The organism is Sporosarcina luteola (genome assembly GCF_023715535.1).
Classification (GTDB): domain Bacteria; phylum Bacillota; class Bacilli; order Bacillales_A; family Planococcaceae; genus Sporosarcina; species Sporosarcina luteola_B.
In genome coordinates, this window is record NZ_JAMBOI010000017.1 from 16374 (window position 1) to 41705 (window position 25332).

A 25332-nucleotide genomic window follows, 5' to 3' on the forward strand; every position below is an offset into this window, starting at 1 on the left:
TTAGGTTCGCCCATTGAACAGAACGATATTTTATGGTAAGTTTATAAAGATAGACCTCATTTAATTTATATGAATATATTATCCCTACTTTAAGTATACAACAAAACCTATTTGCCGGTCAACCCTTTTACTCATTTTTTTTAAAGGAGTGTTTGCAATGGAATCAAATTTTCAGCAGGAGCAGCAAAGAGTGGACGAAGTTATGAAAGTCATTACGGGACGGATTCGCCAATTGGAGGAGGACACGTCACGTCAACGGAATGAGGTTGTACAGATCCGAAAGCATTTCTGGGATGAAGTCAAAGTCAATTTGGATACGTTTGACGATTACCTAGAAACAATTATCGGATTACGACAAGAAGCGCAAGCACTGGCTGTCAGCCAAACGACTCATCGTCATGCTTCCAAACGATTGGCGACATTGCATCGGATGAGCGAAGCTCCATACTTTGGCCGAATTGATTTCATTGAAGAAGGCGAGACAACTGAAGAACAAGTCTATATTGGAATTGCCACGTTATCTGATGACAGTGGTGAAGACTTCCTTATCTACGACTGGCGGGCACCGATTTCTAGTGTCTACTATGATTATCAGCCAGGCGACGCTTCATATGTAACCCCCGGCGGCGTAATCCAAGGCAGATTGGAGAAAAAGTGGCAATATCTTATTCGCGGCGGAGTTCTGCAATCGATGTTTGACACGAGTCTCACAATTGGAGACGAGGTACTGCAGCAAGTGCTAGGCAAAGGCACTGACAAACATATGCACAGCATCGTTGCTACGATTCAACAAGAGCAAAACAGAATCATCCGGCATGATCACCGAAAGCTTCTTATCGTTCATGGACCTGCCGGCAGCGGTAAGACATCAGCCGCCTTGCAACGGATCGCTTATTTGCTCTACAAATACCGTGACAGTCTGAATGCCGACCAGATCATTCTATTTTCACCGAACACATTGTTCAACAGCTACGTGTCCAATGTACTGCCCGAGCTCGGTGAAGAGAATATGCAACAAGTCACATTTCAGGAATATGTAAGTCATCGGTTAAGCAAGAATTATCAAGTTGAAAATCCATATGATCAATTAGAATACGTTCTAACTGCAACGGATTCTCCTTCCTATCAGTCAAGGGCAGCAAGCATCCGATTCAAGGCTTCCCCCCTCTTCTTCGAAGCGATTGAAGCCTATAGAGAATCATTAGAGGTATCCGGCATGCTATTCAAAGACTTGCTCTTACGAGGAAAACCGATTGTATCCGGGGAGCAAATTGCCGAACGGTTTAACCGGAAAGACACTTCCCTCCGCTTCCATAATCGGCTTGAAAAGCTGAAGGATTGGCTGCTGAACAAACTAAAAGAAGCACAAAAAGTTGAACAGCATGAATCGTGGGTGCAGGAGAGAATCGAACTGCTTAGCGATGAGGAATATAATAAAGCACATGCGTACTTAGCAAAAAAGCGAGGGTTTAAAAGAGACTCCATCGCCGATTATGAGATGGACACCAAAGAACTGGCCCAGTTGATTGTACAGCAAAGATTGAAGCCTTTACGGAAACAGGTGCGGGAATTTGAGTTCATCGACATGAAGGGCATCTATAAGCAGCTATTCACCGATCCTTTGGCAATAAAACAATGGATGAACGGGGACACACCTGCGGAATGGCCAGCCATCTGCCAAGCTACCCTAACCATGTTGGATGAAGATCAATTGCATTACGAAGATGCTACGCCATTTTTATTATTGAATGAGCTTATCAAGGGATTTCAGGCAAATCGTACAATTAAACATATCGTCGTTGACGAAGCGCAAGATTATTCACCTTTTCAATTCGAGTTTTTGAGACGACTGTTTCCATCTGCCAAGATGACGGTGTTAGGTGATTTTAATCAGGCGATATTTGCCCATGCAAGTGATACTTCTGATTTCAATATACTTACAAATATATTTAGTTCCGATGAAACGGAAGTGATCAATATGGCAAGAAGCTACCGATCCACAAAGCCGATCATTGAGTTTACACGGAAACTAGTGCCAAATGGAGATCAGATCGTCCCCTTCGAACGCGAAGGCGACATGCCAGTTCTGAAGCAAGTGGACAATCATGTAGAGCTGTACCGCAGCATCGTTTCCAAAGTCGCTGATTACCAAGACGCCGGCTATAACACCATTGCAATCATATGCAAATCAGCCGATGAAAGCAGAAGTGCATTTGAAGCCTTATCGGCAATTGATGACATCAAGCTGTTAAGGATCGGTTCAATGGAATATGAGCAAGGTGTCATTGTCGTACCAGCATATTTGGCTAAAGGCATCGAATTCGACGCCGTCATTATTTATGATGCATCGAAGCATGTTTACTGCGACGAGAGCCTTCGCAGGATTTTCTATACCGCATGCACAAGGGCGATGCATGATTTGCAACTGTACAGCGTTGGAGAACCTACCCCGCTGTTAGAAACCGTTCCACGGGATTGTTTCATCTTAGCTAAATAGAAACTTCAAAATTGTGAAGTTCTTCGGGAACTCCGGATATAAAACTGGCGTCCTTTTGTAGGCGTAGTTTAAATATTTTTGATATTCTATATATAAATTCAGAGGAGGGGAAATTACATGAAATCCAAATTATTAATAGGTTCGATTGTTCTTGTGACTGGTATTTCAATCACGGTGGTATGTATATACACGGGTATGAAGAACGTAAGCGCCGACAACGAAATAGAGAACATAAAAATGGAGCACGCAAAAGCTGACAACGATATAGAGAACATAAAGGTTGTAGAAGAAACAAAGGAATCGACCGAACCCCTAACTAAAGCCTACGACAAGGAAGAAATCGGCATGTGGATTTCTGAAATAAATGCAATCCTTTCCGCACCGTTGGATGATCCTCGTTTGATAGAAGCGAACTACGACGAAGGGTTCGAATATTACTTGAAAGCACAACAAGTCAAGGACTTGTACCCAAATACAGAAGATTTAAGTGGCACTGAATTTGGAATTGAATATGATAATTTGACCATGTTTGCGAATTGGATATTGCATGAACAATTTGTTCGCACGGCTCATTTAGACTCGTACGGGCGAGCAAAGGAAGATACATCTCTTTCCGACAAATGGAAACCGGTCCATCATAATATGAGACAATCGTTCGAATACTTGAAGCAGCTAGCGAATGACCTTGACGTTGCGCTTAATCATGACGGGCAAGGCGAAACGTTTGGCGTGACCCATCTATTGAAAGGCGACAAGGTTTCCAAAATGGAAGCCTTTGGCACAGGGAAATCGAGTAGGATGGATGATTGATTAACTCCCGACTTCTTCTCGCACCATGGAATCCTTGGAAACTCCGATGGAAGTACCCCTTATTTCAACTTATTGCAGTCGAGCATACGGGTGCTTTTTATTATGGTAGAGTGACAAAATGAAAAAAATGATATATATCGCTTCCTTAACCTTATCCTCCATCGTTCTATTGTTTCTTATCATGAAGTTTTTTGGATTTGCTATTGTAGTCAATAGAACAATTATTGATAAATGGATGGCATTGATTGCCCTCTTTTCTTTACCTACTTCTATTCACATGTTAATAAATAAAGAAAACTTAAATATGTTGAATGTACGCACAATTCTTGTAGCAATCATCGTACTCATGTGGTGTAACTGGTCATTTCGCGTACAGCCTATTTATACAGCTTATGTCGAAAATAATAATATTCTTGCAAAACCGTACTTAATCTCTGAAAAGAAGAATTCAAAAACACCACTAATTGAAGATGTTATTTATACTAAGTACACTATATATAAATCCATTACCCCCGTTCTCTTTAAAAAAGACTCAAAAGTCGTTGAGGAACGTGGCATAATAATGTTCAAGGAAAATATAGTAAAAACGGTTGAAATAGATGGAAAAATCTATATTAAAACTGACAATAGTCGTTTATTGCCGATTAAATAGCAGAGGACGCAAGTTATAAATTTTGCAGGTAGCGAGTATCCTAGGTTTCCACTAAACCCAGTAGACAACCACCTTATAAAACTGTAACTTACTCCCGCAATTTTAGAAACCTCAATACAGAGTGCCCGCGGACCATACACACTAAATTTTGGCAATTTAGAGCCTTTAGCCGCGGTGATGACTACAGTCTTTTGATTACAAGAGCCATTTGTATTTTTTCAATGGATCGGCACCGCCTGTATCATCGGCATGATTTGATTGCTAGCGGTAAATAAAAAAACACCATAATACAGAAAAGGGTTGCCCAGAAAGTAAGTTTTCACTGACTTTCTGGACACCCCTTTTGTTATGCTTCCGTTTCTTGTAATGTACCTTTAAATCTCGTTTACGGTTCCTTTTTCTTACTACGAAATCTAAGGTACATACTATATAAAAGCAGCGATATGATAATGAAAATGGTGCCTATTTAATCATAGGCCGCGATGCTTACACCTTGGAATACTTGAATGAAAGAAGGGGCTATCCTGCTCCTAGATATTACGGAAGTTTCTTATGAGGGTATTCAACAGTCTGTCCTTGCTTTAAAATAATTAATGGATGTTCAATAGACAGCTGTCGTAGATTTGCATCCGAAGGCAGAAACAGAACAAACAGTTTATCACTTTCTACATTTTTCTCTAATTTCAAATGATACCTGATAGACTATCTTCTTCACTTCATTATTTTGCACAGCTCCAACTATAATATCCATTTCACCCATATTGAAAACAGTATAATCAAAATATACGTCTTGATTAGTTCGATATATTTGTGACGCAGTGGTTTTCTTTTTAAAAATAAAACCTTCTCTGAGGACGGGTTGATAGTTATTCCCATCAACATAGATTTTAATACTAGCATCACCTAATACATACTTCTCAAAAGGTTCCTTATTGGATTTGGAGCTTAATAAGAGGATGGGCAATCCAATTGCTATTATAACCAAAGTCACTACAGTTTTCCAATTCCTCATTCGGCAACCACCTTATTAATTGGCTCTTATACGCCCACTGCTAGATGGACCAGCTACTTCATACGGCATACCAAGATTATTGATGAGACAAATAGCCAATAGCTTTCCAATAACTTTTAAATAATTGGAAACCACTTGATTACACTAACGCTTTAAACTATTTGTCAATATACACTGAATCTAACTAAAGATATCTTGTATCCCGATATAACTACTCTACTTTTTTCACTATATGAAACTTATTACATATCTCTCCTTGTGTCTTTCCTATCGACCTAATAAAAAGCTTACGTTATTTACCCCCAGAGAATGAACAGAGTATTAGCGAAAACACCGATACTTGGAAAAATATGTTGCCGATTTAAACCCCTTTGGATATGATAATCGTAAAGGGATGGTGAATTTTCAATGAAGAATGAAATTGAAGATTTATTTGACAGGGATAAACCACATGAATCGAAAATGAAAGTGGAAAGAAAAGACGGAGAACCAACTGCGGCTTTCAAAGGTGCTTCCTGGGCAGCTCTGCTTATTGGGGGCTCGGCTTATCTGATAGGGTTGTTCAATGCAGGAATGGAGCTGAATGAAAAAGGGTATTATTTTGCAATATTGATATTCGGACTCTATTCGTCTGTGTCTTTACAAAAAGCCGTAAGGGATAAAGATGAAGGAATTCCCGTTACGAATATTTACTACGGCATCAGTTGGCTTGCACTAGTTATATCGATTTCATTAATGGGCATTGGTCTATACAATGCAGGCAGTATTGTCTTAAGTGAAAAAGGGTTTTATGCCATGGCTTTCGTTCTGAGTATATTTGCGGCTATCACCGTCCAGAAAAATGTCAGAGATACGCAGAAAGCTAGAGGGTTAGAGTAAAGATAACTTTTAGGGGCTGTCCAGAAATTCAGTGAAAACTGATTTTCTGAGACAGCCCCTTTGTTATGCTTCCGTTTCCTGCAATCTGCCTCTGAAATCCTCTTTCGATTCCCTTTTCTTCTGCTGTAACCGAAGAAAAATATTGTTTAACAGTAAGGAAATAATAATGAAAACGGTACCGATATAATCATAAGCTGTGACACTTGCGCCTTGAAAAATTTGAATGACTAACGTTGTGACGGGTACAAAGTTAAGAAATAACAACCCGTTCAACGGCGTGATAACACTCACGCCGTAGTTCCACCCGACCAGTGCAATAACACCTGGGAAGATTACCATAAAAGCGATATGAGGGCTTGTAATGGTCAACGTTTCGACGGTTGGAACCGAGACATATCCTGTAAGCGTCACTCCAATTACGACAACAGCCGCAGTAGCCGTTCCGAGCAAACAGCTTAATGCGGAATAACGCAATGCAGACCAGCCATCGTTACTGAATCGGGTACCACCAATTGTGTACACAACCCACCCAACGACTGCGATAAAGATCAATAAAGATGGAATGATGGCATTAGATGCTGTAAAAAAGGCACCTATATCACCTTTTGTTACGACTAGCGATGCACCAACGAAGCCAATAACCACGCAAAACATCGTAAATGCATGAGGCCGTTGTTTTATAAACACCCAAGCAATAATGATAGATATCATCGGCATTAATGATTCCATAATAGAGGCAATCATTGTACCTGGGTTGCCTAATAGATCCTGTCCCCAGAAAATGAGTAAATTATATACCGCAAAGGCCATTGTTCCGAAAAACCAGAGGAGCAGTCCCTTCCCTTCAAAGCGAAAAGCTTGCTTCCCTTCCTTCCATAACAACCAGACAACTAAAATGATCGTTACAAAACCATAACGTAAAAGTGTAAAATAAAATGGGTCTATATGGTGAAACGCATGATTCGCTACGGGAAACATTGCTCCCCAGGATATTGCGGATATCAAGCATAAAATAGCAGCCCATACTACAGTGTTCTTCATGATGTTCTATCTCCTCTGCTTACTATCTCCGTATAACATTAAACCACAGGTTCGGTATCTCTCAAAATGAACATTAATGATGTCCTCCATCTCAATTAGTGATATCATAGAAAAAGTGTCAGCTGATAGGAGTGATCATATGGAATTTAAAGACTTAGAGATTTTTCAAATGGTTGCACAAAAAGGTACGATTACCGAAGCTGCAAAAGAATTAAGTTACGTCCAATCCAATATCACCTCTAGAATAAAAAAACTTGAGACTGAAATGAATACAGCTCTATTTAACCGCCATAGCCGCGGAATGACGCTAACACCTGAAGGAAAAAAACTACTGGTCTATTCCGAGAAAATTCTAGATCTAACAAATGAAATGAAAAAAGTTGTTCAAAGCAAAACTGAACCAGCGGGCAAACTTGAGATTGGAACTGTCGAAACCGTTATGAAATTGCCGGTTATATTAGCTGCCTATAATAAAAAGTATAAAAATGTAGACTTATCACTCCTTACAGGCGTTACACACCAACTCCAAAACGATGTATTACATCACCGATTGGACGGTGCATTCGTAACAGAAATCGATCACCATCCTGAATTAGTTTCCCATGACGTTTTTCAAGAGGAGCTCGTCCTGATCTCAGATAAGACGAAGACTTCACTTGAACAACTTATAGGGGAGCCAATCCTTTGCTTTAGTGAAGGATGCGGTTACCGGGCAAGACTGGCAAATTGGTATAAAGATCAGAACATAACACCACAAAAACTGATGGAGTTCGGGACGTTGGAAACGATTTTGGGAAGCGTTACGATGGGGCTTGGCATTACGTTCGTCCCCAAATCAGCCGTTGCCCATTTGGAAGAAAGAGGACTCGTCCACTGCCACTACTTGCCTGAGAAATATAGCAAAGTCAATACAGTGTTTATACGTAGAAAAGACGCTTATTTAACATCTACACTCGAAAAGTTTATCGAAACGTTCGAGCAGGTCGATGGGGAAATGGCTTACCCGCTAGCGAAGTAAAAAGCCCTCGTAAAATATAGAAAAAGCCTAATTTCTCTGTTGTTTCCAGAAGAGAGATTAGGCTTTTTTCAATCAACTTATTATGCGGCTTTTTCAGGTCCGAAAATCTTGTTATTTAAAGATAGCAATTGGCTTCCACTAATCAATAGAACAACCGCCATTGCTAATAAAGCTACATCTAGTTCATATCCTGCAGCTTCTGCTCCCATAAAACCTAGGGACAATTTAGATGTAAAGATCGCTCCCACCATCACAATTGCAATTAAAGCTGAGAAGATTCTTGTTCCGATTCCTAGGATTAATGCAATTCCTCCAAGGAGTTCAATAAAAGCAACTACATAGCCTAAGAAACCTAAAATCCCAATGCTTTCAAACCAACCTGCTACATTTCCAAGACCCATTTGGAATTTTGCAACCCCATGGATTAAGAATGTTATCCCTAAAACTACTCTCATATTTACGTTCCATTATTCATTCTCTCCTGTCTAAGATGTTTTTCTGACTATTATTTACACGCCTACAGTACGTTTTCTTGTCTTGTTGCTTTCCTCACGATTGGCGCCACCTAGGTCGCTAACATTCCCCATAAAAGCACTCACCTCCAAACAAGATGTAAATTAATAATTAAATTAAAAGGAAAGTAAGTTGCTTACTTAACGTAAGTTACTATATAATTAACACAAGCAATAGTCAAGTAATTAATTAACGGGAAATATTTCAGTTGGTTAGTATAGAGAGTTATACTATTAGTTAGGGGTGGTTCTAAAAACACTTTGCATTTAGGTCGTTACTATCTGACCGAAATGGTTACGTTAAACATATACATCAGTGTAATTTGAAAGCGGGGAAACCTCTTTCAAAAAATCTTACAAATAAAAGGAATGATCTTATGGTACATGCGAAATTGGCTCCTCAAGTTCTTGAGGTCTTAAAAGATAAAATACAATTGATTAAGTCGGGTGAAGGAGCGATCTACTTGGTCGGCCCCATTAAATTGCCAGTGAATTTGTATGGGGAGACCGTTATTTTCCAATGGTATTGTTGGCTGAATCAATGCCAAGTGACGGATAACTACCAAGAAATTATCGATCAACTGGCTTCCGCCAATTTAGCGGAGTACCAACAGTCAAGCGTACTCGTATACGGAGATTTCGAAAACGCGGATGATGCACTCATCCGGATGCACTCCATCTGCCATACCGGGGACATATTCGGTAGTAAAAGATGTGACTGCGGTTATCAGTTAAAACAATCGATGCAAAATATTGTCGATCACGGGACTGGTGCTTTGTTCTATCTGGCAAACCATGAAGGCCGTGGAATTGGTTTATTTAGCAAAGCGATGGCATATGTGCTTCAGGAAAACGGTTACGATACAGTGGAAGCAAATGAAAGCCTTGGCTTTGTCGATGATGCAAGAAATTACGAAGATGCGATTCGTGTGTTAAAGAAATTACGTACAAAACCTGTCAAACTCATGACGAATAACCCGAGAAAATTGGAAGCGATGCGGAATGCCGGTCTTCCTATTACGGAAAGAGAACCTTTATGGGGCGATAAATCCGAGTTCAATGAAAAATATTTGCAAACAAAAATTCAACGTTCCGGCCATTTAGGTGAAGAAGGGAATCACAATGACTAACCATGAATTTTATATGAAGTTGGCTCTTGATAATGCACAAGCAATGAAAGGCCAAACAGATCCAAACCCTCTTGTCGGTTCAGTGATTGTAAATGACAACCGAATTGTCGGGGTTGGTACCCATCTAAAAGCTGGGGAACCTCATGCTGAAATTCATGCGATTCGTATGGCTGGTGAGCAGGCAAAAGGTGGGACAATTTACGTCACCCTTGAGCCATGCTCGCATTATGGGCGGACCGGCCCTTGTGCAGTAGCAATTGTTGAAGCGGGAATTAAGAAAGTCGTCATCGCTACACTCGATCCAAACCCGGTCGTTGCCGGAAACGGGGTTAAAATTTTGGAAGATGCAGGAATTGAAGTTGTCATCGGTGTATTGGAGGAGCAATCGCGAAAGATGAATGAAGTGTTCAATAAATTCATCGTTGAGCAGAAGCCTTTCATGACGATGAAAGCAGGAAGCACATTGGACGGAAAAATCGCTACACATACAGCAGATAGTAAATGGATAACTTCCGCCGAAGCAAGACACGATGTACACATATTGAGAAATCAACATATGGCTATTTTAGTCGGTGTCAATACAGTCATTGAGGATGATCCTGAATTGACGACGAGAATCCCAAATGGCAGAAATCCGATTCGCGTAGTTTTAGATTCCTCGCTGCGCATCCCACTTCATTCAAAGGTTGTAACGGACGGGCAGGCGAAAACATGGATCTTCACTTCTTCTACGTATAATGAAGAGGCTAAGAAACAGCTGGAGGAACAGGGCATTGCGGTTTTCCACACTTCAGGCACTCGCCAAGTCGATTTGAATGATGTTGTTCGGATTCTTGGTGAAAAACTTGTTTCTTCGGTCTTAATTGAAGGCGGAGGGTCGATTCACGCAGCTTTTCTTGAACAGCAGCTTGTCGACAAAGTTGAGATTTATATTGCGCCAAAACTAGTTGGAGGCACAAATGCGCCGACATTCCTTGAAGGTACTGGTGTTGAAATGATGCGTGATGCCGTGGATATCGAAAATCTAACCATTACGCAAATCGGGAAAGATTTTAAGTTTACCGGCTATCCGAAATATATAACAAACTGAGGGGTTTACTATGAAATTTGGTTTCGATATAGATGATACGTTAATTAATTTACGAGAACATGCTTTTCACATATACAATAAAAAATTGAATCAGAATGTGGATATAGAACTTTTTCACGCCTTGGACAAGGTTGATATTCATGAGCTCTTCGGCATGACGGCTGAAGAAGGAGGTAAGATGTGGAATGGTTCACTAGAAGAGATTTATTTCACATCGTGCCCTTCTTATCCTGATGCAGTTGACACGTTGCAAAAACTGGAGCACGACGGACATGAAATCTATTATATTACCGCAAGGCCGAAAGAACATGGCGAGCGTACAATGGAATGGATGATTGAACAAGGTTTCCCAGTCCACAAAGATCGATTTTTTTACGGCATGAATGATGAGGACAAGGTTCACATTATAAAAGATTTGCAACTTGATTATTATTTCGATGACAAGCCTGCGGTTCTAGAAACATTAGGTGATTGTCAGACGAAACTGTTTGCCAAAACGCAGCCTTATAATCAACATTTGGATATTCCACGTATTGCGAACTGGCCTGAACTTTTTGATTTACTACTCAAAGAAAAGAAGTAAAATAACTCTGCGTGTTACTAATTAAAAGCCTAATCCTGTTTTAAAAAGGGTTGGGCTTTTTGCATGTTTTAACAGCGCCAATGAGCTGTCTAAAGTTAATTACGTCTTGTCTTACAGGTATGAAGTTGAAGGAATTCTTACCTACACAAATATAAGCAATCAAGATATCTTAAACCAAGTATGGTATAATTTATGTTAATGCGCGAAAATACCGTCAATCCGAAAAGTCAAACAGAGAAACCATTGTAGCCAATGCGACTGTTTTCGTATAGTTAAGCAGAAATGCAAGCGCAATAAATGATAGTATGCAGATTTGAAAAAGGTTAAGCAAGTAACCATTGAATTTTTTTATTACGTTGAAAAGGGGGATGGCTTTTTAGAAACCAGGGAAAATAATAGATGATTGAATGGAGAGAGGGTAACTTGGATAGTCAAAAGAAAGTTCCGGTAGAAAAAAAGAAAAGGAAGTTTCAACTACCACACATTTACGTCATTTTATTTACATTAAGTGCAATTGCTGCTATAGCAACCTATCTTGTGCCAGCAGGTCAATATGAAAGAATTCCCGGTCCAAATGGGCGCGAAACGATTGACCCTACTTCATTTGAGTTAGTAGAAAAAACGCCAGTGTCAATTACTGATTTTATGCTTGCCTTTCCGAAGGGTCTTTTATCAGCTGGTGAAATTGTGTTTTTCACATTTGTTATTGGTGGAATGTTCATGGTCCTTCGTAAGACAGGGATCATTGAAATCAGTGTTGACAAATTATCCAGAAGGTTTTCTAAGCGGAGTATCTTTATCATTCCTGTTTTGCTTTCTATTTTTGCATTAGTTTCTGCTTTAATTGGTGTACCTGAATTAAGTTTAGTTTACATACCAGTTATTTTACCTTTAATGATTATGCTTGGTTATGATTCGATGGTAGCAGCGGCTATAGCTTTAATAGGAACTGGCGTTGGCTACACAGCAGGAGTTTTAACACCTGCAAATACAGGAATCGCACAACAAGTATCAGATGTTGAACTATTTTCCGGAGCAGGATATCGTGTGGTTATTCTAATCATTTCAGTTATCGTCGCCGTAATTTATACGATGAGATATGCGAAAAAGGTCAAGAATGATCCGACATTAAGTATTGTATATGAGGACGATTTAGAAAAAAGGAAACTATATGAACGTGGAGATATAAGTGAAGAAAGATCAATGAATACGAGGCAAAAGCTTGCTTCAGTTGTGGCACTAGCTTTCTTTGGAATATTAATCTACGGGGTTTTAAACCTTGGATGGTTTATGGTTGAAATGTCAGGACTATTTATCTTTATGGGGATTGCAGTAGGGCTTATTGCAGGCTTATCAACATTGCAAGTTAGTGAAGCATTTAACGAAGGTTTTCGTGACGTGTTAGTCGGTGCAATGATTGTAGGGGTTGCCCGATCCGTTTCGGTCGTTTTGGAAAATGGTAATATCATGGATACCATTGTTCATTCCTTAGGCTTATTAGTTGGAGAATTTCCACCTGTACTTGGTGCAGTGGGAATGTATCTAGTACAATTGCTTCTGAATTTCATTATACCTTCTGGAAGTGGACAAGCACTTGTTACAATGCCGATTATGGCTCCATTATCAGACATAATCGGGGTTACTAGGCAAACAGCAATTCTTGCATTCCAGCTCGGAGATGGGTTTTCACATATTCTTTACCCGACATCAGGATACTTTATGGCAGCTTTAGCGCTTGCTGGTGTTACGTGGCAAAAATGGGTTCGATTCTTTTTACCATTGTTTTTGATATTTGCTGGACTCTCTATCACATATTTAGTTATTGCTCAACTTACTCAGTGGACAGGATGAACAATCCCCAAGGGCGCCTGTCACTTACTGAGTTTTTCCAAAGTGTAACATAGCGGCATTGACTGGGTGTTGACGCACCCAGTCTTTTTAATACCTGTTTCGTTTACCACAATTATTAAAAATAGACATATGCAATCCCCTTCCTTCCCCATCAAATCCAAATAGAAAACCTCCCCCATCTATGCGATAATGAAAGAACAAATGTTTCACTACTAGGAAAAGAGGTGTACTGATGAAACCAGTTATCCTTGCTGAAAAACCATCACAAGCGAAAGCGTATGCGGACGCTTTAAACAGGTGAATGACGTGCTTATAGATAGTTTTAGTGAACTGTTCAATTTCCTCAAAAAGTGGTTGGTTTAAATAAACCTTAATTGGATGGTTCTTAAAACTTTTTTATATTATAAAATTATAACGTATAGAATAAAAAATGTTTATAAAAAGGAGTAAGGCATGAAGGTAGCTCTCATAGTTTCAATCATTTTTGTATTTATTGTTTTAGCTGTCGGACTAATTTTGACCATATCCGAAGCTAATTCTATGAATAAAGATTACAAGGGGAAAAACAGTTTTTCTTCTCTGCTATGGGCTTATGTTCTAGCAATCCCATTCATTATTATAGTAGTTCTTGTAGGTATATTTATATTATTTTAACAACAGAGGACGGTTCGGAACCAGTGAAATAGTACATTTGTTCTCGTATCTCAGGAACCGTCTAAGATTGTAAAAATGGGGGAACTAAAAAGTTATTGGAGTTCTTTAGAATTTACACATTTTCAAACATTCCCCCGTTATCTCTTAGCGCGTAGACAAACCTAGAAATGCCTTCTTTTATTGAAGCTTCGTTCCCTTTGCCATAAGTAAATCGAACGTATCCATTTTTTGAGCCCATTATTCTCCCAGGTACAAATGAAACGCCTTTTTTCATGGATTCTTCAAGTAACTTATATTCATCAATTTCGTGATTTATTTTACACCATAAATGAATTCCGCCTTGTGGCACTAAATATGTAACCTCATCTTTAGATAAGCTGTCCAATGCCAAAATTAACGCATTCCTTCGCTCCCTCAGTTGAATCCTTATATCTGAAACGTGTTCGTCAAATTGGGGGGAATCTAGAAATTGATTCGCTATCCATTGCGGAAAAACACTATGGCCAAAGTCAATTTGATGTTTGCCGTCTGACAAGCGTTTAATCACTTTTTCCGGACCAATAATCCAACCAATGCGCAGTCCTGATGCAACCACTTTTGATAACGAACTAATGTATAAAACATTATCATTATCGTCCATTGACTTTAACGTAGGTCCAATGCACCCGTCGAATGACGTCAAATTATAAGGATCATCCTCTATTATGGGGAAACCGTGCTTTGATGATAATTCCAATATTCTCTTTCGGCGTTCTAGCGACATTTTCGTGCCAGTAGGATTTTGATAATCAGGATTTAAGAAGAGCATACGAATTCGATGTTTTCTTTGTAAAGCTTCAATATCATCAGGATTTACACCATGTTGATCAACTGGGAGTAAGAGCGTTTTAACACCAAATGATTGAAAGATCGGTAAAGAGAATGCATAGGATGGGTCTTCAATCGCTACTGTATCGCCTGGTTTTAACAAGCATTGAACGATTAGGTGTATTGCTTGCTGAGCACCCGATGTAATCAATATGGAGTCTGGCTCAACTACCATACCTTTATACGTTTTCATATGTTTACAAATGGTCTCCCGTAATCCCGCATCGCCTAAAGGATGATCGTAACCTAAATGCTCATCAAACGCATGCTCCTTAAGAATCCTAGCGAATTGGACGTTAGGTAGTAAATCTGCTGCAAGTTCCCCGCTTGATAGGTTAATCATTCCTTTTTGCTCAGTTTCATTACGAAGTTTCTGTACCAACGGAAGATTCGGAAGAAACGAGCCGTCCTCTACATATCTCCCCCAATTGGGAACCCTTTTATGAGTTAGCCCCCATATATCCGTATTTATATATGTGCCGCTCCCTATCTTTCTGACAATTAATCCGACTGCCTCTAGCTCATCATAAGCAGTCACCACCGTACTCCTATTAATCAGTAATTTTTTTGCCAACTCACGTTCAGATGGTAATGGCTGGTCCTGAGATAAATCTCCCGATATAATTGCATTCTCTATTTGTTCTACAAGTTGCCTATACATAGGTTTTTTTATTGAACGGTCTAGCATAAATTGCATTATACTCCACCCTTTATTTGTAAGTTTTCATATAACAAATTTTGTACTATGCTCATAATGATACAGTAAATGCTATTATAGCATCTCCTGACATCAGTATTCTGTAGTAGTGTTAAAGATGACCTTGTCCATGAATCGGATGACAGTCACTCAAACAAATAAAACAAACGTGAATTTCCCCACTTGTTCAACCTTTCATGAAGATTATTCTCACTTTAGATCCTTGCTCCCAACTCGTAAACTTCTTCCATTTATGCGATAATAACAGAACGAACGTTTCATTATTTAATGAAAGGAGGGGCTAGTGTGAAGCCAGTCATCCTAGCTGAAAAACCATCTCAAGCAAAAGCGTATGCAGACGCTTTTTCCGTACGAAAACATGAGGGATTCCTGGAAATCAATCCTTGTCCTATTTTCCCTGATGGTGCGTACATCACATGGGGTGTCGGCCACTTAGTCGAGTTGAAAGAGCCGCATGCGTACAACCCTGCTTGGAAGCGTTGGTCGCTTGGGAGTTTGCCGATCCTGCCCGAACGATATGAATTTCAAGTGGCGAAGGGAAAGTTCAAACAGTTTCAGATCGTGAAGAAGCTCATTCGTGGGACAGATACGGTAATAAATGCTTGTGACGTGGACCGTGAAGGCTCGAACATTTTCTATAGCATTTATTATCAAACGGGCGCCCGAAATCAAACGATCAAGCGGCTATGGATCAATTCACTCGAAGTGGATGAAGTGCGAAAAGGATTTTCAAATTTGCGGGATAATCGCAAGGACTTGCAACTTTATGAAGAGGCAAAGTCCCGGCAGATCAGCGATTGGCTTGTTGGGATGAATGCTTCCCGCTTGTATACACTTTTATTGAAAGCGAAAGGCGTTCAGGAAGTGTTTCCGATCGGACGAGTGCAGTCGCCTACGGTCTATTTAATCTATCAACGGCAACGAGAGATTGAGACATTCGTATCGGAACCGTTTTTCGAAGTGGAAGCGACGTTCAAAGCAGAACACGGTACGTATAAAGGCAAAGCGAAAGCGAAGGAGCCGAAACATGAGATCATTCAGGAGCTTCTTGCGAAACATGGCATCCAACCGAATTCGCCTGGTGTGATCACTTCTGTCACCCATACCGATAAGCGGACGCCGCCACCTCAGCTCCATTCGTTGTCAACATTGCAGGCGACAGCGAACCGGCGTTGGAAGATGAGCCCCGCGAATGTGTTGAAGACGATGCAAGGCTTGTATGAGAAGAAGCTTGTCACCTACCCACGGACGGATGCGCGCCATATAACACCGAACGAATTTGCGTACTTGAAGGACCAGGTCGGCGATTACCAACAGCTGATCGGACATCCCTTCCCCGTCGCTTCTCTTGCGCCGAAGAAACGGTATGTCGACAGTTCGAAGGTGCAGGAGCACTACGCTATCATTCCGACGAAGAAAGTGCCGACACAGGCGGTCCTCGGCAGAATGTCGCCGCTCGAACGAAATTTGTATGAAGAAGTCGTCCGTACGACGCTCGTGATGTTCCATACCGATTATTTGTATACCGAAACGAAAGTGACGACGGATGTAAATGGCCTTCCGTTTTTCACGACCGGCAAGACGGAAAAGGATTTAGGATGGAAGGCTTTATTCCAACGGTCTAAAGAGGATAAGGACGAGCCCGCTTTGCCGCCGTTGCGCATGCAAGAAGCAGTCCAATCCGATATCGGCATTAAGGAGGGCAAGACGATGCCGCCGAAGCCATATACGGAAGGTCAGCTAATCGCGATGATGAAGACTTGCGGGAAGTTGGTAGAGGACAAAGAGGAAACGGATATCTTGAAAGAGATCGAGGGTCTTGGGACGGAAGCGACACGGAGCGGCATCATTGAAACGATAAAAAAGCATGGCTATATCACCGTGTCCAAGAATATCGTGTCGATTACGGAGAAAGGCCGTGTGCTTTGCCAGGCGATCGAAGGTAATCTGCTTGCCAGTCCATCGATGACAGCGAAGTGGGAGACATATTTGCGGAAAATCGGTAATGGTGAAGGAAGCGGGCAGCATTTCCTTGAAAATATTTCGAAGTTCATTGCGAAGCTATTAGATGAGGTCCCGAAGCAGCTGGAGGCAAAGCCGATCGACGCAACGAAAGTTCCGCCGCGGCAATCGAAATCGCGCGGCTCTTATCAAGCTGTAGAGGTCGCCCCATGTCCTGCATGTCAAAACGGCATGCTTCTGGCCCGAAAAGGATTTTACGGATGCAGCAACTATAAAAATGGCTGTAAACAGACGTTGCCTGGCATCTTCTTGAAAAAGAAACTGACACCGGCGCAAGTGAAGCTCCTTTGCACAAAAGGCAAAACGAATACTATCAAAGGATTCACCGCCAGTAACGGAAACAAGTTTGACGCTAGCCTTTCCTTAGAGAACGGGAAGTTGAATTTGGTGTTTCAAAAATAAAAGTAGTAATAAGAGTGGCTGATGTGAAGACGGTATTGTCCCGGACTCATGTCAGCCATTTTTTTGTATCCATTCAGTTCCCCCGCTCACCTATGGTATTATGGACAAGGTTCCAAAAAGAGGTTCGCAAACTCCCTCTCTAAAAAACTAAGGAGATATGTACAATGAAAAATGAAAAAGCAGTGGTCGTCTTCAGCGGCGGTCAAGACAGTACGACGTGCCTTTTTTGGGCATTGAAGAATTTCCGGGAAGTCGCAACGGTGACGTTCGACTACGGACAAAGGCATTCAGATGAAATCGAATGCGCCCGAAAAATCGCCGAGGAACTTGGCGTATCATTCAAAGTGCTGGATATGAATTTAATTAACCAGTTATCGGCCAATGCGCTCACACGAGATGACATTGAAGTGACGGAAGTGGATGGCGAATTGCCGTCAACGTTCGTACCCGGAAGAAATCATCTGTTTCTATCTTTCGCGGCGGTTTACGCCGATGCGATTGGCGCGCGGCACTTGATCACCGGTGTAAGTGAAACGGATTTTAGCGGATATCCTGATTGCCGCGATAATTTTATTAAATCTTTAAATGTGACGTTGAATTTAGCCATGGATGGAAAATTTGTCATCCATACGCCGTTAATGTGGCTAGATAAATCCGAAGTATGGGAGCTTTCCGATGAACTTGGCGCACTCGATTTTGTGCAGGAGAAAACACTCACTTGCTACAACGGCGTTCCAAGCTCAGGTTGCGGAGAATGCCCTGCGTGTGTGCTGCGCAATGAAGGGCTTGCGGCGTATCAAACACGAAAGACTGCAGGTGCCGCTAAATGATGCAGCAATTTTATCCGCAAATACAACATGACTATCGATTTGAATTAAATAAAGATATGCATTTTTCGGCTGCGCATTTCATTCCCAATGAAGATGCAGGTAGATGCCAAGTGATGCATGGACACACGTATTTCATTAATGTCACCATCGGAGGAAATGAGCTGGATCCACTCGGTTTTTTGATTGATTTCAAGCAACTGAAAGATCTTATTCACAAAAAATATGATCATTCCGTATTGAATGATCATCCAGAGTTCCAAAATACTTTTCCAACAACTGAACGATTGGCAGAACAAATTTGGAAATCCATTCAGGACGCTCTCCGGACAAAAGACAACCGTCCTATGTGTCTCCAAGTGATCGTTCGGGAAACGCCAACCAGCTATGTTGTCTACCGTCCGTTACGGGAGGACTTACAATGAAAATACCTGTAATGGAAGTGTTTGGCCCTACCATCCAAGGTGAAGGAATGGTCATCGGTCAAAAAACGATGTTTGTGCGGACGGCGGGCTGCGATTATTCTTGTTCTTGGTGCGATTCCAGTTTTACATGGGACGGAACTGGCAAAAGCGTTTCGAAACGCCCCCAGGACATTATTGAGGAACTGAAAGCCATCGGTGGCCAATCCTTTTCTCATGTAACGATTTCGGGTGGAAATCCAGCTTTGCATAAAGGAATCGGAGAACTAGTCGATCTCTGCCATGCAGAAGGTTGGAAAGTTGCAGTCGAAACGCAAGCTACATTTTGGCAAGATTGGTTGTTGAGAATTGATGATATTACACTTTCTCCAAAACCACCGAGTTCAAAAATGATAACGGATTTCAGCAAACTGGATCGTTTCATGGAGAAGTTGACAGATGCAAACGCAAGTCTGAAAATCGTCGTCTTTGATGAAATAGACTTCAAATTTGCTGAAGAAGTCCATCTTCGTTACCCGTTTGTTCCTTTCTATGTTCAAGTAGGTAACGATGACACGACAACAATAGATGATGCCTATCTTGTCTCCCACTTATTGAAACGGTTTGAATGGCTTATTGATTTGGCTGTCGCTTCCCCGGTTATGAACGACGTGAAGGTTCTGCCGCAATTGCATGCCCTTGTATGGGGGAATAAGAGAGGTGTTTAGAGCTCTTCTAAAAGTAGTAAGATAAATAAAAAGGTCGATTTTCATTTTTGTGAATCGACCTTTTTATTATACTTAATATAATATTTGTTGACTCTCATGCTCCTACACATTATATTAAGAATGAGATTGAGAATCGTTATCAATCTAAAGACATAAGTTGGGAGAGGAAGTACTACATGAAGAAAAGTATAATGCTCCTGCTTGCCTCTTTGCTACTCGTTCTCGCGGCATGTGGGAATAGTACGAAGCAAAGCAGCAACGCAGGCGAAAACGAGAGTCAAAAGAAAAATGAAAAATCCGAAGTGAATTTGTATACGAGCAGACATTACGACGTCGATAATGAACTGTACAAAAAGTTTGAGGACAAAACTGGCATTAAAGTGAACGTCATTAAAGGTGAAGCTGATGAGTTGATCGAGCGTATAAAACGTGAAGGAACAGCTACGAAGGCGGATCTTTTCTTAACGGCGGATGTCGGTAGATTGTACCGTGCAAAAGAGCAAGGATTGCTTCAAGCCGTGTCAAGTGACATTTTGTCGAAACAAATACCTGAAAAATTCCGTGATTCTGATGATATGTGGGTAGGTTTGACCAAACGTGCGCGCATTCTCGTATATAATAAAGATAAAGTGAAGCCCGAAGAGTTATCAACTTATGAAGCGCTCACAGACGATGCGTGGAAAGGTCGCGTGCTCGTCCGTTCGTCTGAAAGTGTTTATAACCAGTCTCTATTAGCTTCATTCATCGGAATCGATGGTGAAGAAGAAGCGAAAGAATGGGCACAGGGCATGGTGAACAATATGGCACGCAGTCCGGAAGGCGGGGACCGTGATCAAGCGAAGGCCATTGCTGCAGGCATTGGTGACGTTGCAATCATGAACACATATTACTTAGGACAAATGCTGAACTCTCAAGAACCTGAAGAAGTCAAGGTGGCAGAACAGCTAGGCATTTTCTTCCCGAACCAAGATACGACAGGCACTCATGTTAATATAAGCGGAGCTGGAGTAGTTAAAGGTTCGAAAAACGCGGACAATGCGTTGAAACTTCTTGAATTCCTAACTGGTGAAGAAGCACAATTCACTTTTGCAGAAGCAAACTACGAATACCCTGTAAACCAGGATGTCGAGCCAGCGGAACTTCTAAAATCTTGGGGTGAGTTCAAGGAGCAAGACATTCCACTCACAGTTCTTGGTGAAAATAATGCAAAAGCGATTATGATTTTCAACGAAGTAGGTTGGAAGTAATAGCTTGCCCCCTGTCGCTTTTGCGATAGGGGTTTATTGCGGAAAAGGCAAAGGATGGGTTTGGTCATGAATAGGCGAATTGCAAACGTGAATGGTTGGACGATCGGTGCAGTACTCATTATTACTTTACTGTTTGTTCCTAATTTATCAATTGTTACAGGAATTTTTACACCCGCAAGTGAAAATTGGGGGCATATTCGCGAATTCATGCTTCTAAACTATATTAAGTCTTCGCTGACGCTCGTATTTTTCACTGCAATATTCACTGTTGCAATTGGTCTTAGCCTAGCGTGGCTTATTGCACAATACGACTTCCCCCTTCGCAACTTCATGAAATGGTCACTCATCTTGCCTTTATCGATACCGCCCTTCATCGGTGCATATACTTATCACGGTATCCTTAATTATACGGGCATTATTCAAAAGACGCTTCGAAATCACTTTGATGTATCAGTAAATCAAGCCTATTTCGATATAATGAATGTACCTGGTGCCATTTTCATTTACACGATATTCTTATATCCGTATGTTTATATGATCACTAGAATTTTCTTGTCCAATCAAGCTGCCTCTCTCGTTGAAAGTGCACGGACACTTGGAAAAGGTCCAATGGAAATTTTCTTGAAAGTCATTGTTCCTATATCACGTATTTCAGTCATCGGCGGCGTTAGCCTAGTCATATTAGAAGTGTTAAATGACTATGGCGTTGTTAAGTATTTTGGCATTCAAACGTTCAGCACCGCAATTTTTCAAACGTGGTTCGGCTTAGGAGACTTGGATTCTTCCATAAAGCTTGCGGCTTGCCTGATGGGTATCGTCATTTTCATCCTTGTAATCGAGTGGATTCTCCGCGGCGGAAAGAAATACAGCTTTTCATCAACAAAACTTAGACCGCTGCCGCTCGTCAAATTGACCGGAAAAAAAGCAGCATTGGCAACAGCGTATACGCTAGTTATTTTTACGATTGCCTTCCTTATTCCAGTTCTTCAGTTGCTGGACTGGGTTGTTCTCACATTTGGTAAAGTTCCGATGGAAGAAGTGCTGACATACACGAAAAACTCAATCATTGTTGCCGGAACAGCAGCATCGCTTATCATCTTTTTCTCGCTCGTCATTGGGAACTTTAGCCGAATTACGAAGCACAAGTTTGCGAAAATATTACCGAAATTAACGGTTCTTGGCTATTCCATACCAGGTGCGGTCATCGCCGTGGCTGTTGTCACGACATTCATTGCCATTGATCGGTATTTAGCGCCTGTCTATCTATTTTTAGGTTTGGATTCCGAGCTTGTCTTAAGTGTCAGTCTCGTCATGCTGATTAGTGCATACATCATACGGTTTTTCGCGATCGGATACAATTCGATTGAATCGGGTTACACGAAAATCGGTACAGATTTTCGTGATGCCTCACGTATGCTAGGCGTCAGCAGCTTACGCACCTTTTTCAAAATCGATATTCCGATGATGAAAGGTGCCATTATAAGCGGGTTCATCCTTACGTTTGTCGATATTTTAAAAGAAATCCCATTGACGCTCATTTTACGACCGTTCAACTATGATACACTTGCAACCAAGGCGTTCCAATATGCTAGTGATGAAAAAATTATGGAAGCGTCACAAGCTTCCTTGCTAATAGTCGGTGTAAGTGCAATTGCAATATTTGTTTTCAACAAATTGCTTGGAGAGGGGCGGGAATAATATGTTTATTGATATACAAAATATGAGTTTCTCTTATTCCAATTCACCTGCAAATGCAGTCGAAGATTTCACTCTTACAATAAACAAGGGTGAAATAATCTCCATTCTTGGGCGAAGCGGAAGTGGAAAAAGTACCATTCTTCGACTGATTGCCGGACTTGAGATGCCGAAAGGTGGTTCATTTTCGTTAGGCGACAAAACATTATTTAACAACCACATATTCGTCCAACCCGAAAAGCGCGGCATTGGCATGGTGTTTCAAGATTATGCGCTCTTCCCGCATATGAGTGTTCAAGATAACGTATTATTCGGGCTCCCTAAAATGAGCCGTAGCAATAAGTTGAAACGTGTGGAGGAAGTATTGGAACTCGTAGAACTTGAAGGTTACGAAAAACGGTATCCGCATCAGCTAAGCGGCGGTCAGCAACAACGTGTGGCACTTGCACGTGCAATTGCACCGCAGCCTGAGCTCATTCTTTTGGATGAACCCTTCAGTAATCTAGACACCGAGCTCCTTGTTAAAATACGTGAAGACCTTCGCCGGATTTTAAAGAAAGCCAACATAACCGCAATCTTCGTTACACACAATCAAAACGATGCCCACGTACTCGCGGATCGGATCGTGAAGATCAAGGATGGTGTAATTGACCAGGTCGGACGTCCTTGCGACTTGCTGGGCAGTTCAACGGATGAAAAAGGCGATATCGAGCTTTTGCCTGAAAAAGAACTCGTAAGTGTATGATGTTAGATTGAAGGACTTAAACGCTATAAAATACACATAATGACAGCCGAGTGATTCCTTAGATAGGGGCTGTCCAGAAGTTTTGTATAATGAGCTTTCTGGACACCCCTATTTATCTTATAAAATGACTGTTGATTACCGGATTTTCAGCTCCAGGTGGGCGCTTCCTCGGGCAAGTACTTAGCCAATCAAACAACGAAGGGTCAATTCGTATAATTTTTATGGCTTTTGCAGAAATTAACAGCCGCTCCTAACGCTACACTTTACTTATTGGCCTATGCAAAGCTCCATCTTAACTTTCATGTAAACATTGACAATAAACAGACAACTATATATAATCAATTTGAACAGTGGTCAAATAAGGAGGTACTATGTCATCTCGAAAATCTGCGCAACGTGAACTAACTCGCGAGATGATTATGGATGCTGCAAGGGATTTATTCATCTTAAAAGGATACGAACACGTTTCAATGCGTCAAGTAGGGAAAGTGCTTGGTTATAGCCACGGAGCCATTTATTATCATTTTACAAATAAAGCAGAACTGTTTTATGCACTTGTCGAAGAGCATTTCGACATGTTGGAACATAAGCTGAAGGAGCTCGCACAAGCCCCTCTCGCCCCTCGGGAAAAACTTGAAGCCATTTTGCTTGGCTATATCGAATTTGGTTTAAACCATCAAAGCCATTATGAAATCATGTTTTTAATCAAAGATGAAGAAGTGCGAGACTTCCTTAATCAAAGCCCTTACGAAACTTATGAATTGTTTGCGCAAACAGTGCATAGTTTGAGTGAGAAGCAACTTTCCATTCAAGAGATTTGGTCTATTTTCTTATCTTTGCATGGGTTTGTTACACACTATTTACGCCATGTGCTCAAATACGAAGACGTTTTGGATATGGCGAAGCAACATGTCCAGTTTTTGTTGAAAGGAATATTTCAAAGTTAGCCATTTATTGGCTTTCTTTTTTCACCTCATTTGAACAGTGGTCAAATAAAATGGTAGGAGGGTTTTTTATGAAGAGAGCTCTAGTTTTGGGAGCGTCCGGCGGAATGGGCTATTCGATTGTGAAAGAATTAATTGATAGAGGGGTGGAAGTGACTGCATTCGCCCGTTCGGAACAGAAACTGAGGAATCTGTATAATGAGCAGCGGGAAATTAGCATACAAACCGGGGATATTTTCAATTTGCAAGATATTAAAGATGCAGCTAAAGATGTAGATATTATATTCCAAGCAGCTAATATACCTTACCCCGAATGGGAGGATAAATTAGTCCCTTTCATCGGAAATATCTTAAAGGCAGCAAAAATCCAAAAAACAAAGCTTGTATTAGTTGAGAATATTTATGCGTACGGCAGGTCGACCGGGGCCAAGGTAACGGAAAACACACCAAAACAACCGCATACAAAAAAGGGAAAGATCCGTTTACATGTAGAGCAGCTCGTTAAACAATCAAGTGTTCCAACAATCACTGCCCATTTTCCCGATTTTTATGGCCCAAACGCCGAAAACACACTAATGCACTATACCTTAAAGGACACCGTTCAACATAAAAAAGCGATGTTCGTCGGTAAACAAACGATGGCAAGGGAATTCATTTATACACCGGACGGGGCTAAGGCTGTCGTCAACCTATCAATGCACGACAATGCCTATGGCCAAAACTACAATATTCCTGCTAATGATGTCATTACTGGGGAGGAACTCGTACAAATTATCCGCGAACTTTCGGGATATGACAAACCAGTTAGAACTGTCTCTAAAAATCTAATTCGGTTCCTCGGCATATTCAGCATTGATATGCGCGAAATGGTTGAAATGTTCTATTTGTATGAAGAACCTGTTGTGTTGGATGGCGGTAAATATGAAAATGATATCGGTCCCCTTCCCCGCACTTCCTATCGGGAAGGATTGCAACGTACGATGGAATATATGAGTGGTGCAAAGTGA

At 41.1% G+C, this 25332-nt stretch carries 22 protein-coding genes, 1 pseudogene and 1 riboswitch; of the genes and pseudogenes, 19 read left to right on the forward strand and 4 right to left on the reverse strand.

The window, feature by feature from the left end:
* The first annotated feature begins 157 nt into the window (after positions 1-157).
* The 4 genes and pseudogenes from helD to M3191_RS18790 form a co-directional block, all read left to right on the forward strand.
* Positions 158-2497, forward strand: a complete 2340-nt coding sequence (helD, locus tag M3191_RS17295; protein WP_251701587.1) for an RNA polymerase recycling motor HelD — start codon at positions 158-160, stop codon at positions 2495-2497.
* A gap of 117 nt (positions 2498-2614) precedes the next feature.
* Positions 2615-3307: a hypothetical protein gene (locus M3191_RS17300; protein WP_251701588.1), complete on the forward strand. Its 693-nt coding sequence runs from the start codon at positions 2615-2617 to the stop codon at positions 3305-3307.
* A 118-nt stretch (positions 3308-3425) separates the two neighbouring features.
* Positions 3426-3959 (forward strand): hypothetical protein, encoded by a 534-nt coding sequence (locus tag M3191_RS17305; protein WP_251701589.1) that lies wholly within the window; start codon positions 3426-3428, stop codon positions 3957-3959.
* Positions 3960-4106: 147 nt separating this feature from the next.
* Positions 4107-4217, forward strand: a pseudogene (locus M3191_RS18790) (DMT family transporter); the annotation flags it as partial.
* Positions 4218-4617: 400 nt separating this feature from the next.
* Here M3191_RS18790 and M3191_RS17310 read toward each other — a convergent pair.
* Positions 4618-4971, reverse strand: a complete 354-nt coding sequence (locus M3191_RS17310) for a hypothetical protein (RefSeq protein WP_251701590.1) — start codon at positions 4969-4971, stop codon at positions 4618-4620.
* A gap of 408 nt (positions 4972-5379) precedes the next feature.
* On the opposite strand from M3191_RS17310, the gene yiaA reads away from it, so the two are divergent.
* Positions 5380-5850, forward strand: a complete 471-nt coding sequence (gene yiaA, locus M3191_RS17315) for an inner membrane protein YiaA (RefSeq protein WP_251692924.1) — start codon at positions 5380-5382, stop codon at positions 5848-5850.
* A gap of 63 nt (positions 5851-5913) precedes the next feature.
* On the opposite strand, the gene M3191_RS17320 is transcribed toward yiaA, so the two are convergent.
* Positions 5914-6891: a DMT family transporter gene (locus M3191_RS17320; protein WP_251692922.1), complete on the reverse strand. Its 978-nt coding sequence runs from the start codon at positions 6889-6891 to the stop codon at positions 5914-5916.
* Between the two features lie 139 nt (positions 6892-7030).
* Between M3191_RS17320 and M3191_RS17325 the strand changes: the two genes are divergently transcribed.
* On the forward strand, positions 7031-7909 hold the full coding sequence (locus tag M3191_RS17325) for a LysR family transcriptional regulator (protein ID WP_251701591.1): 879 nt from the start codon (positions 7031-7033) through the stop codon (positions 7907-7909).
* Positions 7910-7989: 80 nt separating this feature from the next.
* Here M3191_RS17325 and M3191_RS17330 read toward each other — a convergent pair whose 3' ends face one another.
* The gene (locus M3191_RS17330) at positions 7990-8364 is read right to left on the reverse strand and encodes a DoxX family protein (protein WP_251701592.1); all 375 of its coding nucleotides are present in this window, start codon (positions 8362-8364) and stop codon (positions 7990-7992) included.
* Positions 8365-8798: 434 nt separating this feature from the next.
* On the opposite strand from M3191_RS17330, the gene M3191_RS17335 reads away from it, so the two are divergent.
* The 4 genes from M3191_RS17335 to M3191_RS17350 all read left to right on the forward strand — a co-directional run bounded on the left by M3191_RS17335 (position 8799) and on the right by M3191_RS17350 (position 13075).
* Positions 8799-9551 (forward strand): GTP cyclohydrolase II, encoded by a 753-nt coding sequence (locus M3191_RS17335; RefSeq protein WP_251701593.1) that lies wholly within the window; start codon positions 8799-8801, stop codon positions 9549-9551.
* Positions 9544-10641, forward strand: a complete 1098-nt coding sequence (gene ribD / locus M3191_RS17340) for a bifunctional diaminohydroxyphosphoribosylaminopyrimidine deaminase/5-amino-6-(5-phosphoribosylamino)uracil reductase RibD (protein ID WP_251701594.1) — start codon at positions 9544-9546, stop codon at positions 10639-10641. The genes M3191_RS17335 and ribD overlap by 8 nt, the downstream gene beginning before the upstream one ends.
* Before the next feature lie 10 nt (positions 10642-10651).
* On the forward strand, positions 10652-11224 hold the full coding sequence (locus tag M3191_RS17345) for an HAD family acid phosphatase (RefSeq protein WP_251701595.1): 573 nt from the start codon (positions 10652-10654) through the stop codon (positions 11222-11224).
* Between the two features lie 399 nt (positions 11225-11623).
* Complete coding sequence (locus tag M3191_RS17350; RefSeq protein WP_251701596.1) at positions 11624-13075, forward strand: YfcC family protein; 1452 nt, start codon at positions 11624-11626, stop codon at positions 13073-13075.
* A 766-nt stretch (positions 13076-13841) separates the two neighbouring features.
* Here the strand turns inward: M3191_RS17350 and M3191_RS17355 are convergent.
* On the reverse strand, positions 13842-15293 hold the full coding sequence (locus M3191_RS17355; RefSeq protein WP_251701597.1) for a PLP-dependent aminotransferase family protein: 1452 nt from the start codon (positions 15291-15293) through the stop codon (positions 13842-13844).
* 306 nt (positions 15294-15599) lie between these two features.
* Here M3191_RS17355 and M3191_RS17360 point away from each other — a divergent pair, with 306 nt between their 5' ends.
* The 9 genes from M3191_RS17360 to M3191_RS17400 all read left to right on the forward strand — a co-directional run bounded on the left by M3191_RS17360 (position 15600) and on the right by M3191_RS17400 (position 25332).
* Positions 15600-17738 carry a type IA DNA topoisomerase gene (locus M3191_RS17360; RefSeq protein WP_251701598.1) on the forward strand — a complete coding sequence of 713 codons (2139 nt, stop codon included), beginning with the start codon at positions 15600-15602 and terminating at the stop codon, positions 17736-17738.
* Between the two features lie 113 nt (positions 17739-17851).
* Positions 17852-17895, forward strand: a riboswitch (PreQ1 riboswitch).
* A 7-nt stretch (positions 17896-17902) separates the two neighbouring features.
* Complete coding sequence (gene queC / locus M3191_RS17365) at positions 17903-18568, forward strand: 7-cyano-7-deazaguanine synthase QueC (RefSeq protein ID WP_251701599.1); 666 nt, start codon at positions 17903-17905, stop codon at positions 18566-18568.
* On the forward strand, positions 18565-18990 hold the full coding sequence (queD, locus tag M3191_RS17370) for a 6-carboxytetrahydropterin synthase QueD (protein WP_251701600.1): 426 nt from the start codon (positions 18565-18567) through the stop codon (positions 18988-18990). The genes queC and queD overlap by 4 nt, the downstream gene beginning before the upstream one ends.
* On the forward strand, positions 18987-19694 hold the full coding sequence (gene queE / locus M3191_RS17375) for a 7-carboxy-7-deazaguanine synthase QueE (RefSeq protein ID WP_251701601.1): 708 nt from the start codon (positions 18987-18989) through the stop codon (positions 19692-19694). The genes queD and queE overlap by 4 nt, the downstream gene beginning before the upstream one ends.
* Positions 19695-19870: 176 nt before the next feature.
* Positions 19871-20941, forward strand: a complete 1071-nt coding sequence (locus M3191_RS17380) for a Fe(3+) ABC transporter substrate-binding protein (protein WP_251701602.1) — start codon at positions 19871-19873, stop codon at positions 20939-20941.
* 66 nt (positions 20942-21007) lie between these two features.
* Positions 21008-22639: an ABC transporter permease gene (locus tag M3191_RS17385; RefSeq protein WP_251701603.1), complete on the forward strand. Its 1632-nt coding sequence runs from the start codon at positions 21008-21010 to the stop codon at positions 22637-22639.
* Between the two features lies 1 nt (position 22640).
* Positions 22641-23381, forward strand: a complete 741-nt coding sequence (locus tag M3191_RS17390) for an ABC transporter ATP-binding protein (RefSeq protein WP_251701604.1) — start codon at positions 22641-22643, stop codon at positions 23379-23381.
* 371 nt (positions 23382-23752) lie between these two features.
* Positions 23753-24328 (forward strand): TetR/AcrR family transcriptional regulator, encoded by a 576-nt coding sequence (locus M3191_RS17395; RefSeq protein ID WP_251701605.1) that lies wholly within the window; start codon positions 23753-23755, stop codon positions 24326-24328.
* A gap of 50 nt (positions 24329-24378) precedes the next feature.
* Complete coding sequence (locus M3191_RS17400; protein ID WP_285853436.1) at positions 24379-25332, forward strand: SDR family NAD(P)-dependent oxidoreductase; 954 nt, start codon at positions 24379-24381, stop codon at positions 25330-25332.

Coding starts and splice junctions, on each gene's coding strand:
- helD (WP_251701587.1), top strand. CDS start 158: ATGGAATCAAATTTTCAGCAGGAGCAGCAAAGAGTGGACGAAGTTATG.
- M3191_RS17345 (WP_251701595.1), top strand. CDS start 10,652: ATGAAATTTGGTTTCGATATAGATGATACGTTAATTAATTTACGAGAA.
- queC (WP_251701599.1), top strand. CDS start 17,903: ATGAAAAATGAAAAAGCAGTGGTCGTCTTCAGCGGCGGTCAAGACAGT.
- M3191_RS17400 (WP_285853436.1), top strand. CDS start 24,379: ATGGTAGGAGGGTTTTTTATGAAGAGAGCTCTAGTTTTGGGAGCGTCC.
- M3191_RS17325 (WP_251701591.1), top strand. CDS start 7,031: ATGGAATTTAAAGACTTAGAGATTTTTCAAATGGTTGCACAAAAAGGT.
- M3191_RS17335 (WP_251701593.1), top strand. CDS start 8,799: ATGGTACATGCGAAATTGGCTCCTCAAGTTCTTGAGGTCTTAAAAGAT.
- M3191_RS17380 (WP_251701602.1), top strand. CDS start 19,871: ATGAAGAAAAGTATAATGCTCCTGCTTGCCTCTTTGCTACTCGTTCTC.
- M3191_RS17395 (WP_251701605.1), top strand. CDS start 23,753: ATGTCATCTCGAAAATCTGCGCAACGTGAACTAACTCGCGAGATGATT.
- ribD (WP_251701594.1), top strand. CDS start 9,544: ATGACTAACCATGAATTTTATATGAAGTTGGCTCTTGATAATGCACAA.
- M3191_RS17320 (WP_251692922.1), bottom strand. CDS start 6,891: ATGAAGAACACTGTAGTATGGGCTGCTATTTTATGCTTGATATCCGCA.
- queE (WP_251701601.1), top strand. CDS start 18,987: ATGAAAATACCTGTAATGGAAGTGTTTGGCCCTACCATCCAAGGTGAA.
- M3191_RS17300 (WP_251701588.1), top strand. CDS start 2,615: ATGAAATCCAAATTATTAATAGGTTCGATTGTTCTTGTGACTGGTATT.
- M3191_RS17355 (WP_251701597.1), bottom strand. CDS start 15,293: ATGCAATTTATGCTAGACCGTTCAATAAAAAAACCTATGTATAGGCAA.
- M3191_RS17385 (WP_251701603.1), top strand. CDS start 21,008: ATGAATAGGCGAATTGCAAACGTGAATGGTTGGACGATCGGTGCAGTA.
- yiaA (WP_251692924.1), top strand. CDS start 5,380: ATGAAGAATGAAATTGAAGATTTATTTGACAGGGATAAACCACATGAA.
- M3191_RS17305 (WP_251701589.1), top strand. CDS start 3,426: ATGAAAAAAATGATATATATCGCTTCCTTAACCTTATCCTCCATCGTT.
- queD (WP_251701600.1), top strand. CDS start 18,565: ATGATGCAGCAATTTTATCCGCAAATACAACATGACTATCGATTTGAA.
- M3191_RS17330 (WP_251701592.1), bottom strand. CDS start 8,364: ATGAGAGTAGTTTTAGGGATAACATTCTTAATCCATGGGGTTGCAAAA.
- M3191_RS17390 (WP_251701604.1), top strand. CDS start 22,641: ATGTTTATTGATATACAAAATATGAGTTTCTCTTATTCCAATTCACCT.
- M3191_RS17310 (WP_251701590.1), bottom strand. CDS start 4,971: ATGAGGAATTGGAAAACTGTAGTGACTTTGGTTATAATAGCAATTGGA.
- M3191_RS17350 (WP_251701596.1), top strand. CDS start 11,624: ATGATTGAATGGAGAGAGGGTAACTTGGATAGTCAAAAGAAAGTTCCG.